Origin of the sequence: Arthrobacter sp. SPG23 (assembly GCF_000876655.1) — a bacterium.
Lineage (GTDB): Bacteria > Actinomycetota > Actinomycetes > Actinomycetales > Micrococcaceae > Arthrobacter.
This window is the reverse complement of sequence record NZ_JYCN01000001.1, coordinates 22,530-35,681: the sequence shown is the minus strand read 5'-3', so window position 1 is coordinate 35,681 and position 13,152 is coordinate 22,530. Positions and strand designations below refer to the sequence as shown.

The window sequence follows — 13,152 nt, the reverse complement described above, 5'->3', positions numbered from 1 at the left end:
GCAGCGGGCCCGCATCCGGGAGCCGGATCCGACATAAATGTCAGACGTCTGTTCATGAACTGGCAGGACCCGGCGTCCGGATGTGAGCATTATTGGATGCTTGAGGCAACCAAAACCAACGAACCCGCGGCCGGCGGCACCGCAGCTGATGCCGCACCGCTGAATCCGGCGCTGGCCGCAGAAGCAAAAATCGCCCGGATCGCAGTCACTGTCTTTCCGCTCCTGGTGGTGGCCGCCGGCGTTGCCGGCTTCCTGCTGCCGGGCGCCTTCAAGCCCATGGCACCGAGCGTCCCCTACCTGCTGGGCGTCATCATGTTCTGCATGGGCCTGACGCTCACCCCGCCGGACTTCGCATCCGTTGTCAAGCGTCCCTGGGCCGTGGTGCTGGGCATCGTGGCCCACTACGTGATCATGCCGGGCGCCGGCTGGCTGATTGCGGTGGCGCTCAACCTCCCGCCGGAACTGGCTGTGGGCCTCATCCTGGTGGGCTGCGCGCCGTCCGGGACCGCGTCCAACGTGATGGCCTTCCTGGCCAAGGGCGACGTTGCCCTCTCGGTGGCCGTAGCCTCCGTTTCCACGCTGATAGCTCCCATCGTCACTCCCCTGCTGGTCCTGTTCCTGGCCGGGTCCTTCCTGCAGATCGACGCCGGCGCCATGGTCCTGGACATCGTCAAGACCGTCCTCCTGCCGGTGATTGCAGGCCTGCTGGCGCGCCTGTTCCTCAAGAAGCTCGTCGCGAAGGTACTGCCGGCACTCCCCTGGGCCTCCGCCGTCGTGATTTCCCTGATCGTTGCGATCGTGGTGGCCGGCAGCGCCAGCAAGATTGTGGCCGCCGGCGGCATCGTGTTCCTCGCCGTGGTGCTGCACAACGGCTTTGGCCTGGGCCTCGGGTACCTGGCAGGGAAGCTGGGCCGCCTGGACGACAAGGCCCGCCGGGCGCTGGCCTTCGAAGTGGGAATGCAGAACTCCGGACTGGCCGCCACGCTGGCCACCGCGCACTTCAGCCCGCTGGCCGCGCTGCCGTCCGCCGTATTCTCGCTCTGGCACAACATCTCGGGCGCGATCGTGGCCGCATGGCTGGCCCGGCGCCCGCTGAGTGATGCCCCGGTTCCCGTTGCAACTGTTCGCGGCGCAGCCGCCGCCGACGCCTAAGAGCTCAGTTCCGGTGGTGCTCGATCAGCCAGCCGGCCATCTGCTGCGCGCGCTTTGAGGCCAGGAAGTCCCCTTCGGTGGCCGAAATGATCGAGCCCTTCATCAGGATGTGCCAGGAGCGGGCGAATTCCTCGGTGCGGTTGAGCCCGGCTTCCTCGGCCAGGGCCTCGATGTGGCCGCGGATCCTGCTCAGGTAGCCGATGCTCGCCTTCCCCAGCGGATGGTCTGGCCCCATTTCCAGCAGGACATTAATGAACGTGCAGGCTTCAAAGTCGTCACGGTGGAACCAGTCGCCGAACACATCGAAAATAGCGAGCAGCCGCTCCTCGGGAGTGCTCCCGCGGCGGCGGGCTTCGGAGACAATCAGGTCCACGGTCCACACCTGGTCACGAAGGGCCAGGAATGCCAGGACCAGGGCATCCTTGGACGGGAAGTGCCGGTAGAACGTCGCTTTGGCCACGCCGGAACGGCTGATGAGTTCATTGGTGCCCACATCGCGGATCCCGCGGCGGGAAAACAGCTCGTAAGCGGTGGCAAGGATGCGGTCCACTGGGTCGTCGCGGCCCGCCATCGCCTGGGCGGGCAGCAGGGTGGAATGGTTGGCGTCGTCGGCAGTCATCGTAGAAGGAATTTTACATGGAGCGCTGCGGGCGCCTCCCCGGAGGGCCGTGGACGCCGATCGTTCCGGACCGTCGTCCGGCAGGTCCGCGATGGAGGGCCTGAATTAAACCGTCCAGCAGTGCGGGGTCCTTCGCGTTGTTGGCCAGGGCCACGAGGTCAGCCGCGGTCCTGGCCACTTTGATGTTGCTGTGCTGGCTGTGGCCGACAAGCAGCCTGAAGGCCTCTTCGGAGCCGATACGCAGGGCGCCCATCAGGATACCCTTGGCCTGCTCGATGGTGCTGCGGCTCGCGTTGGCTGCCGTGACGGCGGCGCGGGCAAACTGCTCCGTCTCGCGCTGGAGCATCTTGGTGAGGTCGATGACGAAGGCGTCAATGTGGCTTAGCCTGCCCGCCGCGTCAAGCACACCCTCGCCGGTCGTCAGGATCCGGTGCTCCCGCATACGGGCGTCAATGAGCCTGTCATAGCTGAAGAAACTGCCTCCGGCGTGCCGGATCCGGGTAAAAATCTCCAGGCCACGCCCGCGGTCGTCAGGGTGCTTGTGCGAGAGGAACAGATCAAGGGTGGGCACGATCTCGCCGCGGCCGTAGCCGTGAATCCGGAAAAGCTCCTCGGACCAGTCGAGCTTGCCGGTCACGGCGTCAAACCGGAACGTCCCGGCGATGCAGTCCCCCGCCGCGAGGAGGCTGGAGTGCGCCTGCGGGGCCCTCCGGGCGGACATGGAACTCACCACGCGGGGAAATCGGCGACGACGCCCAGCGGCCTCAGCGATTGCCGCCACCGGAGAAGGATCTGGCTTTTCCGGCTCGCGGGACGCCGGCCGGGGACACGCGCCGGCACGGCTACTCGGGCCGGCCCGGGTAAGCGGGCCGGCCCGGGCTTCGGCGCCGGGACTTCGGTAACAAAGCCCATGCCTGCGTACTCGCGCACCGCGGCGATCCCGGCCACGGCGGCCCGCTTGTCCGGGAAAGGCCTGGAGAGCGCCATGACTGTTCCGTCCGGGGCTGTCAGTCGAAATCTAAAGGAAGTATCCGAGTCGGCGAATAGTTCGAACATGCCTGCCATTGGGCCCTCCTGGAACTTGGGATCACGCCACTCCCGTGACGCCGTTGTCAGCAGGAGCAGCCTGAATCCATCCATGTGTGGCCGGCCGCAGCTGAGCGGCCGGTTCGAATTGATGAATTCATGAAATTCTGAACTACTCAAGCCGTCCGCGCAAGGGGTGCCCACGGACTAAATCCAGCGATCATCCCAAACCGGCCGGGGCTACGATATAGGTGCACATCACGCCAACTGGCGGTGCGGGCGAGACAGACTTTTCTGTCTGTCATAAGCTGTATTCGTTGAACAAGCGTTATGGTAATCGCCGAATAGTGGATGTTGGAAGGGAGGCCCGATGAAGGACGAGTTGCCCGCAGGCCTGGTCCTGAGTGACGTGAAGGCCGAACTTTTCAAGTCCATGGGACACCCCGCACGCATCCAGGTTCTGGAGATGCTCTCCGAAGGCCCCGTGGCCGTCAGCCGGTTGCGGGATGACACGGGGCTTGAGGCCTCGAATCTTTCCCAGCACCTCGGCGTGCTCCGCCGCCAGCGCCTGGTCATCCCCTCGCGCCAGGACGGCCGGCTGTTTTATGAACTGTCCTGCCCCGAAGTGAGCAGCCTCCTCCTCTCAGCGCGCTCACTGCTGGGCACCGTCCTGCAGTCGACACGCCTGACATTGAACTCCGTGGACGGGTCCGCGAAGGAAGCAGTGGGCGGCTAGCCCCGCCGGTATGTTGTTCGATTCCGGCCGGATGTTCTACGGCCGCCTGCCGCGCGCAATCCTCGCCGGCAGCGTCTTACTGTTGGCAGGAATCCTGCTGGCCGTCTTCCTCACCGGCGCGCTGCAGTCGGAACCCGTGGCATGTATTTCCATTGCATGCGCCCTCATCCTGATCACTTTCCTGGCGTTCGGCTTCTCCAAGATCCAAGTCCTCGAAAACGAAGTGCGGTTGCGTTGGTTTCCGTTCTACCGCCGCCGCATTCCCGTGGCGGCCATCCGTTCGGCGGCTCCGGCAACAGTCCACGGCCTGCGTTACGGCTTCGGGCTGCGGTTCGGTGCCTTCGGCCTGGGAATCATCCAGGATACGGGGCCGGCCGTCCAGCTAGACGCCGGGAGGGGATACCTGCTGAGCCTTGGATCAGTGGACCGCCAGGAGCGGTGCCTTGCAGCCCTGGCGGTCGCGGGTGTTCACGTGGCGCGCACCTAATCCGCCGAGGGTTCCCTTTCACGGCGGCCTTTGGTCCCCGGGCGGCAGCTAGCCGATCAGCGCGAGCACCGCCCCCGCAGCCACTACGCCGCCGGCTTCGGCGCGGATGCCGGTCACCGTTCCGTCGCGGTGCGCCGTCACCTGTGTTTCCATCTTCATCGCTTCAAGAACGACGACGGCGTCCCCCGCCGCCACTTCGGCACCCGGCTCCACGAGCCACTTCACTACGGTTCCGGCCATGTCAGCGCGCAGCTCACCCGGATCGGCTGCGCCCGAACCGGCGGCAGCTCCGCCGTCGGACGCGTCGCCAACCGAAACACCGGCGGGGAGGGCTCCGCCCGAGCGTGCCCAGCCGTCCAGCAGATCAGCGGGCAGTCCGACTGCCAGGCGACGGCCGTCCACCTCGACGGTGACGGTGCGGCGTGCGCCCTCGGGGGCGGTGGTGCTGTAGCCCGGATCCGCAGGGATCCGGTCCGCGAAGTCCGTTTCAATCCAGCGGGTGTGGATGCCCAGGCCGGTCTCGGAGGTGAAGTCCGGCGATTCAAGCACTGCGCGGTGGAACGGCAGCACGGTGGCCACGCCGGTGATCTCGATTTCGGCGAGCGCGCGGCGGGCGCGGCGCAGTGCCTGCTGGCGGTCCGCGCCGGTGACGATCAGCTTGGCGAGGAGCGAGTCGAACTGCGGCGCCACGAAGGACCCGGAGCGGACGCCGGTGTCCAGGCGGATGCCCGGGCCGGTGGGGCCGTGGAAGCCGGCGATGGTTCCGGGCGAGGGCAGGAAGCCGCGCCCCACGTCCTCGGCGTTAAGGCGGAACTCGAAGGAGTGGCCGCGGGGCTCGGGGTCCGCGGTGATGCGCAGGGCCTCCCCGTCAGCGATCCGGAACTGTTCCTGGACCAGGTCGATCCCGGTGGTTTCCTCGGTGATGGGGTGCTCCACCTGCAGCCGGGTGTTCACTTCCAGGAACGCCACGGTGCCGTCCGCGGCAACCAGGAACTCCACGGTTCCGGCGCCGGAGTAGCCGGCTTCCCGGCAGACTGCCTTGGCGGCGCTGTAGATCTGCTGCCGCTGATCGTCGCTGAGGAACGGTGCGGGTGCTTCCTCCACAAGCTTCTGGTGCCGGCGCTGCAAAGAGCAGTCGCGGGTTCCGACCACCACCACGTTGCCGTGGGTATCCGCCAGGACCTGCGCTTCGACGTGGCGCGGACGGTCCAGGTAGCGCTCCACGAAGCATTCGCCGCGGCCGAAGGCTGCCACGGCTTCACGCACTGCGGAGTCGAAGGATTCCTCGATCTCGTCCATGTTCCGGACCACCTTCAGCCCGCGCCCGCCGCCGCCGAAGGCCGCCTTGATGGCGATGGGCAGGCCGTGCTGTTCGGCGAAGGCACGGGCCTCCGCCGCGGAATCCACAGGACCGTCACTGCCGGCCACGAGCGGGGCACCGGCACGGACGGCGATTTCGCGGGCAGTGATCTTGTTGCCAAGCTGCCGGATGGCCTCCGGCGCGGGGCCGATCCACGCCAGCCCGGCGTCGAGCACTGCCTGGGCAAAATCGGCGTTCTCGGACAGGAACCCGTAGCCGGGGTGGACGGCGTCGGCACCTGACCTGGCAGCCACACCCAGCAGCTTGGGGATGTTCAGGTACGTGTCCGCCGGGGAGTTGCCGTCCAGGCTGAAGGCTTCGCTGGCAGTACCCACGTGCATGGCATCGGCGTCGATGTCCGCGTACACGGCGACGGATTCCAGCCGGGCGTCGTCGCAGGCTCGGGCAATCCGGACGGCGATTTCACCACGGTTGGCGATCAGGACCTTGCGCATCAGTTACTCACTTTTTCTTGGGAAGTCTGTTCGGAAGAATTTCGTTCGGGGGATGTTTGCTCGGTAACGCGGCGGAAGCGGATGCTGCCGCCGATCGGCACCTGGGCGGCAAGGTCCAGCTGGTGGTCCACCACCACGCCGATCACCGGGTAGCCGCCTGTAATCGGGTGGTCCGCCAGGAAGAGGACCGGGAGGCCCTCGGGCGGGACCTGGATGGCCCCGGCCACAGTGCCTTCGCTGGGCAGTTCGCCCTGCCGGCTGCGCTGCAAGGGTGTGCCGTCCAGCCGCATGCCCACCCGGTTGGACTGCGGCTTCACTACCCACTCCTGCCCGCACAGGGAGTCCAGGGCGGCCTCGTCGAACCAGTCGGCCCGCGGACCCAGGACAATGTCCAGTACGGTGACGCCGTCCCCGGGGAACTCCGGCTGGAGTTCGGGACTGCCCACCACACCGGACTCGGTGACGTCGCCGGATGCCAACAGCTGGCCCGCGGCAAGCGGCGCCGGCCCGATGCCGGACATGGTGTCGGTGGAACGGCTGCCCAGCACCGGCGCAGCGTCCACCCCGCCGCGGACGGCCAGGTAGCTGCGGAACCCGGACTCCGGTGCGCCGAGGGTGAGGATTTCGCCGTCGAGCAGGGCAAACGGAGTGGCCATGGGAACGGAGCGCTGCCGCCTCTGGTTGCCTTCGCCGTCGGACTCAGCGTCCGACGGCGGGTCAATGGTCAGTGCCGACGGCGCCCCGGCGACGGCCAGGACCTGGTCCCCGACGGCTTGGATCCGAAGTCCGCCGGCCACGCTTTCGATGGCTGCGGCGGACGGGCTGTTGCCCACGAGCCGGTTGGCCCGGCGGAGCGAGGCCCGGTCCAGCGCACCGGCGGCCGAAACGCCGAGGGCGGAGTGGCCGTGCCGGCCGAGGTCCTGGATGAGGCTTTGCAGCCCGGGTGCAACGATCCGCAGCCCGGAACGTGTTTCCCGGTCCGGCGTGTCGGCCGGCGTACCGGCCGCGGGTGCGGGTGCTGGTCCCGCGTGCTCCGGCGCCATGGTCACAACGTCGCGGACGGCTCGGAACTGGACGCGGTGGCCCGGGCTGGCCAGGGCAGGCTCGGCCCGGCTGAGGTCCCACATGCGGGCCCCGGTGCGGCCGATCAGCTGCCAGCCGCCCGGGGACCGGCGCGGATACACTGCCGAGTAATTGCCTGCCAGTGCCACCGACCCGGCGGGCACGGCGGTGCGCGGTGAGCTCCGGCGCGGCACTTCCAGGGCCTGGTTCTCCCCCACCATGTAACCGAACCCGGGCGCGAACCCGGCAAAAGCCACCGTCCAGACCTGGCCGGAATGGGCCTCGATAACACCCTCCGTGCCCAGGCCGGTGAGCCGCCCCACCTCGGCGAGGTCCTCGCCGTCGTACACGGTATCGATGAACACCAGGCCGCCGTCCTGCTTGGCCGGAGCGGTGAGGTCCAGTTCCAGCAGGAGCGCGCCCATGCGGCGGGCAGCCGCCGGCGAATCCGCGCGGACCATGACGGTCTGCGCGGCCGCCAGTACGTCCACCTGGCCCGGCAACGGCGATTCCAGGAGCAGGGTCTGGAGGGCGAGGACGTCCTGTGTTCCGGGTAGCTCCGCGAGCACCGCACGTGTTCCCACGGGCCGCACGGAGAGGACCTTGTGCACGGTCAGGGTTTCCATAGCTGCTGCTTTCATCGTTGCCGGTGGCTTGAACGGGTTGGAGCCGGATAGGTTTCCCGCGCCGGCTAGGCGTGGGAGTCCGCCAGGAGGCGCTCTTCTTCAGCGGTCTGCGGGTTCCGGCCGAGGGCCAGGCCCACCACGGTAACTGCCGCGGCCACCAGGAGATAGGCCGCAATCAGGAACCAGTCACCTGAGACGGCGTAGAGCGCGGTGAAGATCAGGGGTGCCACAGCCCCGCCGATCACGCCGGCCAGGGTGTAGGCCAGCGAGCTGCCGGCGTAACGCAGCCGCGCCGGGAACTGCTCGGTGATGTAGGCGGCCTGCGGGCCGTACATGAAGGCGTGGAAGGCCAGGCCGATCACCACGCCGATAATGAGCATCAGCACGGATCTGCCCTCGATCATGAGGAAGAACAGCGGGATGTAGAGGGCGGTGCCCACCGCGGCGATGCCGTAGACCAGGCGGCGGTTGAAGCGGTCCGTGAGGGCGCCGGCCAGCGGGATCAGGAACAGCTGGAAGGCCGAGCCGATCAGGATGGCGGTGAGGACGTTGCCGGTGGTCAGGCCGAGTTCCTTGGTGGCGTAGACGGCCACGAACACGGTGAACAGGGCGTAGAGGACGTCGGGGCAGACCCGGGACAGGGCGGCGGCAATCAGCGCGCGCGGTTCCCTGGTGAAGACCTCGGTGATGGGTGCCTTGGGCTGTTCGCCGTGGGCCGCAATGGCCTTGAACACCGGGGTTTCCTCGAGCTTGAGCCGGATGATCAGCCCGAAGACCACCAGCAGTGCGGAGGCGAGGAAGGCCACGCGCCAGCCCCAGGAGAGGAAGGCTTCGGTGCTGAGCGTGGCCGCCAGCACGGCCAGGACGCCGTTGGCCATCAGGTTGCCGGCGGGCGGGCCGATCTGTGCTGCGGAAGACCAGAAGCCGCGCTTGTTGGCGTTACCGAATTCGCTGGAGAGCAGGACGGCACCGCCCCATTCGCCGCCGACGCCGATGCCCTGGGCCAGGCGCAGGAGCACCAGGATGGTGGGGGCCGCAACGCCGATCACGGAGTAGTCGGGAAGCAGGCCGATGAGGACTGTGGCGACGCCGATCAGCATCAGGGTGACCACGAGGACGTGCTTGCGGCCGATCTTGTCGCCCAGGCGGCCGAAGATCACGCCGCCGATGGGCCGTGCCAGGTAACCCACGGCAAAAGCCGAGAAGGAAAGCAGCAGGCCCACGAATTCGTCGTTGCCCGGGAAGAAGATCTTGGGGAAGACCAATGCCGAGGCCACCGAGTAGATGGCGAAGTCGTAGTACTCCAGCGAGGTGCCGGTGAGGCTGGCAATGTACGCCTTCAGGGCGCCGGGCGGGATCTTCCGGCCGGTACGGGCGGCCGAGTGGTGTGTGGTCATGGTCTTTCCTTCAGGGGTGAGGCGAAAGGTTTTAAGCGAACGCCGTCTTAGGCAAAAGCTTTGATGGCGATGCCGGCGTCGGAAAGCGCAGCCCTCACTGCGACAGCCATGGCAACAGCCCCGGGGGAATCGCCATGGACGCAGATGCTGTCTGCATTGATTCTCAGGATGGAGCCGTCCACGGTGCGGATGGCAGAGTCGGCAGCCATACGCAGGACGTGTTCGGCCACCTGGGCCGGGTCATGCAGGACGGCTCCGGGGAGCGAGCGGGAGACGAGCGTGCCGTCAGGGTTGTAGGCGCGGTCGGCAAAGGCTTCGGAAACGGCGCGCAGTCCGGCTGCTTCTGCAAGGCGCAGCACCTCTGAGCCTGGAAGGCCAAGGATGGGCAGTCCAGGATCGATGGACCTGACGGCGTCGACGACGGCGCGTGCCTGGGCGGTGTGGGAGACGATCGCGTTGTACAGGCCGCCGTGCGGCTTGACGTAGCGGACGCGGGCGCCTTCGGTGGCGGCCAGCGCCTGCAGCGCGCCGATCTGGTAGACGATGTCGTCAGCCAGTTCGTTGGGATCGATGTCCACGAAGCGGCGGCCGAATCCGGAGAGGTCACGGTAGCCCACGTGGGCGCCGATCATCACGCCGGCTTGCACGGCTTCGCGGCAGGTGCGGCGGATGACGGTGGGATCGCCGGCGTGGAAACCGCAGGCCACATTGGCACTGGACACGGATTGGAACATCGCCGTGTCGTCGCCCAAGGTCCAGCGACCGAAGGACTCGCCTACGTCGCTGTTCAGGTCCATGTACACCATTGTGATCCTCGTCTCATTGATTTGGTCTTACTAGGATGCACCAAATTTATCGATTGTTCAACAATCCTTCGATTCAACGATGTGACGATCGTGTAAATTCTGGAGTATGGCCACTTCATCAGCAGCAACCCGGGGCACCTCCGCAGCAGTCTCAAGCGCATCAACGGCAGCAGCCCGGCTGCGCGTCATCGTGCCTTCGGTGGCCGACAGGGTGGCTGATGAACTGCGCCTGCAGCTGGCTGAAGGGGTCCTCCTCCCGGGCACACGGCTGACCGAATCCACGATTGCCGAGGACCTTGGCGTCTCCCGCAACACCGTGCGCGAAGCTTTCGCCGAGCTCGCGAGCGAACGGCTGGTGGTCCGCCACCCCAACCGAGGGGTCTTCGTGGCGAGCCTGGAAGCCGGGGATATCCACGACGTCTACACCGTGCGCCGGACCATCGAAGTCAGCGCTATCCGTGGCGGCGGCAGCCCGGAAGCCGTGGCCGCCGTCCGGGCGGCGGTGGAGGAAGGCAAGCTCGCGGCCGCAGCGAACGACGACGAGGGGCTGGGGACCGCGAACCAGCACTTTCACGGGGCGATCGTTGCCCTGGCCGGCAGCCGCCGGCTGAACACCATCATGTCCCAGGTCCTGGCCGAGATGCGGCTGTTCTTCCACAAGGCCACGATGGATGCGCACTTCTACAGCGGCTACCTCAAGGACAACGAGGAAATCTGCGAGGCGCTGGAGGCGGGCGAGCTGGAGCGGGCCGCCGAGCTGCTGCTGGCCTACCTCGACCGCTCGGAAGAGAAGCAGGCCGAAGTGCACGGGGAGTAGTGCGCCGTGAGACGAGGGGCCACATCAGGCTGGGGAAACGATGAATACGGTGCCGCCGATTCAGGCCTGTCCCATTTGGCTCAGCCGGAAAATGCATATTGCTGTATTGGCGACGGCAAAGAAGGATAGGCCAATCTGCCATATGACATAACTCGGAACAGAAAATATCCATAGATACCGTGGGTTTTCCAGTCCATAGTCCCGGCGCTTGAATGCACTGCCCAGCTTGGGTGTTGGCCGATACTGCCATGCCCATGAATGGGTACTCAGCGGTTCAATTTGCAGAGCTTCTTCAAGCTGCCTGAGTTTGTGTTTCTCGATAAGCTCCAGGAATCGATGCCTGCCGAGCAAGTGCATGGACATCAATATCAAGATTGTGCCCAATGCAGCCGCCGTTGCTGCCGCCAGATTGGCCACGTCACGACTCAGAGAGATCGTCATCAGGAAAGACTGCGCGGTGAGGGCGAGGACTGGCGTCTGCCATAACAACTCGTCGTGCGCGAGAAAACGAGCGGTTAGCATCTCATAGGCCAGTTGGTCGTTGCGGGGATCTATCTCCCACGCTGGACCGCGTTTTCCTGTTCCGGAGTTTTTAACCGGATTCGGTCCCTCTTCTGGCGCTTCCTCAAACTCAGGCATGGCGCACCGTGCACAGGCGTGAGCGAGCGTGAAGATCACCGGGCGCCCTAGCGTCACCAATTACAACGCTCCGCTGAGAACGGCAGGCATTGCTGCAACTGCGCAAGATTTTCAAGCCGACCATATGCTGCCTCAATACCTCTTCCGAGGGCCGCCCAGCCTCCGATAAACGACTTCGCAGGGCGCCTTGGTCGCATCCTAGGGCGTGGCGCATACCTTGGCAACACACTCGATACGGAAGTCCAGAGGAAGAAGCCCGGACGGTCCTTCTGAGCCCGCCCGGGCTAAATGCCCGTGCCCCGCATCCGCTCCACATCCAAAACCCCGGCGTAGGCGGCCTGCGTGCCCCTCCGGGTGACGGCGAGTGCCGCCGCCACGGAGGCGAAGGCAGCGGCTTCGGCCAGCGCCTGCCCGGCAGCGAGCCGTGCGGCCACGGCGCCGGTGAACGCGTCGCCGGCGCCGGTGGTGTCCACTGCATGGACCTTGACCGGCGCGATCCGGGTGACCCGCCCCGTCCCTGAAACCAGCGAATCCAGGACAACAGAGCCGCTGGAACCCAGAGTGACCAGGACCCGCTGCAGCCCGCGCCCGGCGAAACGCTCCCGGACCTGGTTCCAGGCGGCGTCGTCCGCATCGGCGCCGGGAATCTCATCTGAACCCAGGAACAGTGACGCCTCGTGCGCGTTGACCAGCAGGATGTCCGTGAGATCCGCCAGGCTCTGCGGGATCTCGCCGTAAGGCGAGAGGTTGAGCAGGACTGTCGCGCCGGCGTCGTGCCCCAACCGGGCTGCCGCCGCTACAGTATCGAGGCTGACCTCGAGGCAGAGGCAGACCACGGACGCGCCGTCGAACGCATCCGCGGACGCCGCGACATCGGCGGGAGCGAGGGTTCCGTTGGCCCCCGCGGAAATGATGATGTTGTTCTCGCCGCGCGCATCCACCGCGATCACGGCGACTCCCGTGGCGGCAGACTCCGAGGTGCGCACGTGCGAGATGTCCACGCCTGCGCCGGCGGTGGAGGCGAGGAGCATCTCGCCGTTGGAGTCGTCCCCCACGGCGCCGACGAGGCTGACGGCCCCGCCCAGCAGGCTTGCCGCCACGGCCTGGTTGGCGCTTTTGCCGCCGGGATTCACGGCGAATCCGGTGCCGTGGACCGTCTCACCCGGCAGCGGGAGCCGGTCGCAATAGATGGTCAGGTCGGCATTCAAGGAGCCGACGACGACGATCCGGCCGTGCGCTTCAGTGCTCATTCCAGCCACTCCCTAGCCCTGGTTCTGGTCCACGCGTTCGCGCTGCCGCCGGTAGGCCCTCACGGACAACCACGCAAGGGTGGCCGCAATCGCTGCATAGACGGCGTAATTGAGGTACTTGGAGTACTCCTCGATGAGCCGGTACTGCGCTCCGAGGAGCACACCCAGACCGATCAGCAGGGCGTTCCAGAGCCCGCTCCCGGCAATCGTGAAGATGCTGAAGGTGGCCAGGTTCATTTTCTCCGCACCGGCGGGCAGGGAAATCAGGCTCCGCACCCCGGGCAGGAACCGGCCGAAGAACACCGCCGACTTGCCGTGGCGCTGGAACCAGTCCGCCGCCTTCTCGAAGTCCTCGCGGTCCATCAGCGGAAGCCTGGACAGCCCGCGGATGGCCCGCTCCAGGCCCAGCTTCGCGCCAATCCAGTACAGCAGCAAGGCACCGGCGTAGGCGCCGAGCGTGCTTGTGACGAACACCAGGACCAGGCTCATGCTCCCCTGCTTGGTGAGGAAGCCCGCCAGCGGCAGGATGACCTCGCTCGGGATGGGCGGGATGATGGTTTCGGCAAAGGTGAAGAGTCCCACGCCCCACTCCCCCAGCGCATCGATGCCGCGCGCGGCGAAGCCGGCTATTCCCGTGAGCTCGTCCACGGCGTTTGCGGGCATCATGGCTGGGCCCGCCTTAGGTCAGGTTTTTGCCGCACGGATGCATACCCCTCGTTG

14 protein-coding genes are annotated in these 13,152 nt (G+C 66.6%); 4 read left to right on the top strand and 10 right to left on the bottom strand.

Annotated elements, in window-relative coordinates; genetic code table 11:
• The first annotated feature begins 96 nt into the window (after positions 1 to 96).
• Positions 97 to 1,152 carry a bile acid:sodium symporter family protein gene (locus TV39_RS00195; protein ID WP_043476648.1) on the top strand — a complete coding sequence of 352 codons (1,056 nt, stop codon included), beginning with the start codon at positions 97 to 99 and terminating at the stop codon, positions 1,150 to 1,152.
• A 4-nt stretch (positions 1,153 to 1,156) separates the two neighbouring features.
• Here the strand turns inward: TV39_RS00195 and TV39_RS00190 are convergent, their stop codons facing one another.
• The 3 genes from TV39_RS00190 to TV39_RS22425 are packed head-to-tail and all read right to left on the bottom strand — an operon-like array spanning position 1,157 to position 2,836.
• Positions 1,157 to 1,771: a TetR/AcrR family transcriptional regulator gene (locus TV39_RS00190; RefSeq protein ID WP_052500440.1), complete on the bottom strand. Its 615-nt coding sequence runs from the start codon at positions 1,769 to 1,771 to the stop codon at positions 1,157 to 1,159.
• A 13-nt stretch (positions 1,772 to 1,784) separates the two neighbouring features.
• A complete protein-coding gene (locus tag TV39_RS00185; protein ID WP_043476956.1) occupies positions 1,785 to 2,492 on the bottom strand; it encodes a PAS and ANTAR domain-containing protein in 708 nt (235 codons plus the stop codon).
• A gap of 5 nt (positions 2,493 to 2,497) precedes the next feature.
• On the bottom strand, positions 2,498 to 2,836 hold the full coding sequence (locus tag TV39_RS22425; RefSeq protein WP_043476646.1) for a YegP family protein: 339 nt from the start codon (positions 2,834 to 2,836) through the stop codon (positions 2,498 to 2,500).
• 331 nt (positions 2,837 to 3,167) lie between these two features.
• Between TV39_RS22425 and TV39_RS00175 the strand changes: the two genes are divergently transcribed.
• Entirely contained in the window at positions 3,168 to 3,533 is a 366-nt protein-coding gene (locus TV39_RS00175) for an ArsR/SmtB family transcription factor (protein ID WP_043476643.1), read from the top strand.
• A 10-nt stretch (positions 3,534 to 3,543) separates the two neighbouring features.
• Positions 3,544 to 4,020, top strand: a complete 477-nt coding sequence (locus TV39_RS00170) for a hypothetical protein (RefSeq protein WP_043476640.1) — start codon at positions 3,544 to 3,546, stop codon at positions 4,018 to 4,020.
• Between the two features lie 48 nt (positions 4,021 to 4,068).
• Here TV39_RS00170 and TV39_RS00165 read toward each other — a convergent pair whose 3' ends face one another.
• From TV39_RS00165 to TV39_RS00150, 4 genes are all read right to left on the bottom strand, one after another.
• The gene (locus TV39_RS00165) at positions 4,069 to 5,835 is read right to left on the bottom strand and encodes an ATP-binding protein (protein WP_043476637.1); all 1,767 of its coding nucleotides are present in this window, start codon (positions 5,833 to 5,835) and stop codon (positions 4,069 to 4,071) included.
• Positions 5,835 to 7,523, bottom strand: a complete 1,689-nt coding sequence (locus TV39_RS00160) for a 5-oxoprolinase/urea amidolyase family protein (protein WP_235347217.1) — start codon at positions 7,521 to 7,523, stop codon at positions 5,835 to 5,837. The genes TV39_RS00165 and TV39_RS00160 overlap by 1 nt, the downstream gene beginning before the upstream one ends.
• 65 nt (positions 7,524 to 7,588) lie before the next feature.
• On the bottom strand, positions 7,589 to 8,920 hold the full coding sequence (locus TV39_RS00155; RefSeq protein WP_043476633.1) for an MFS transporter: 1,332 nt from the start codon (positions 8,918 to 8,920) through the stop codon (positions 7,589 to 7,591).
• 47 nt (positions 8,921 to 8,967) lie between these two features.
• Positions 8,968 to 9,726 carry a LamB/YcsF family protein gene (locus tag TV39_RS00150; RefSeq protein WP_043476630.1) on the bottom strand — a complete coding sequence of 253 codons (759 nt, stop codon included), beginning with the start codon at positions 9,724 to 9,726 and terminating at the stop codon, positions 8,968 to 8,970.
• A 106-nt stretch (positions 9,727 to 9,832) separates the two neighbouring features.
• On the opposite strand from TV39_RS00150, the gene TV39_RS00145 reads away from it, so the two are divergent.
• Positions 9,833 to 10,543 (top strand): GntR family transcriptional regulator, encoded by a 711-nt coding sequence (locus TV39_RS00145; protein ID WP_043476627.1) that lies wholly within the window; start codon positions 9,833 to 9,835, stop codon positions 10,541 to 10,543.
• Positions 10,544 to 10,603: 60 nt separating this feature from the next.
• On the opposite strand, the gene TV39_RS00140 is transcribed toward TV39_RS00145, so the two are convergent.
• The 3 genes from TV39_RS00140 to TV39_RS00130 form a co-directional block, all read right to left on the bottom strand.
• Positions 10,604 to 11,182, bottom strand: coding sequence for a hypothetical protein (locus TV39_RS00140; RefSeq protein WP_144406257.1), 579 nt, complete (start codon positions 11,180 to 11,182; stop codon positions 10,604 to 10,606).
• Positions 11,183 to 11,466: 284 nt separating this feature from the next.
• Entirely contained in the window at positions 11,467 to 12,432 is a 966-nt protein-coding gene (locus TV39_RS00135) for a ribokinase (RefSeq protein ID WP_043476622.1), read from the bottom strand.
• A gap of 12 nt (positions 12,433 to 12,444) precedes the next feature.
• Positions 12,445 to 13,098, bottom strand: a complete 654-nt coding sequence (locus tag TV39_RS00130; protein ID WP_043476619.1) for a DedA family protein — start codon at positions 13,096 to 13,098, stop codon at positions 12,445 to 12,447.
• Between the last annotated feature and the right edge of the window lie 54 nt (positions 13,099 to 13,152).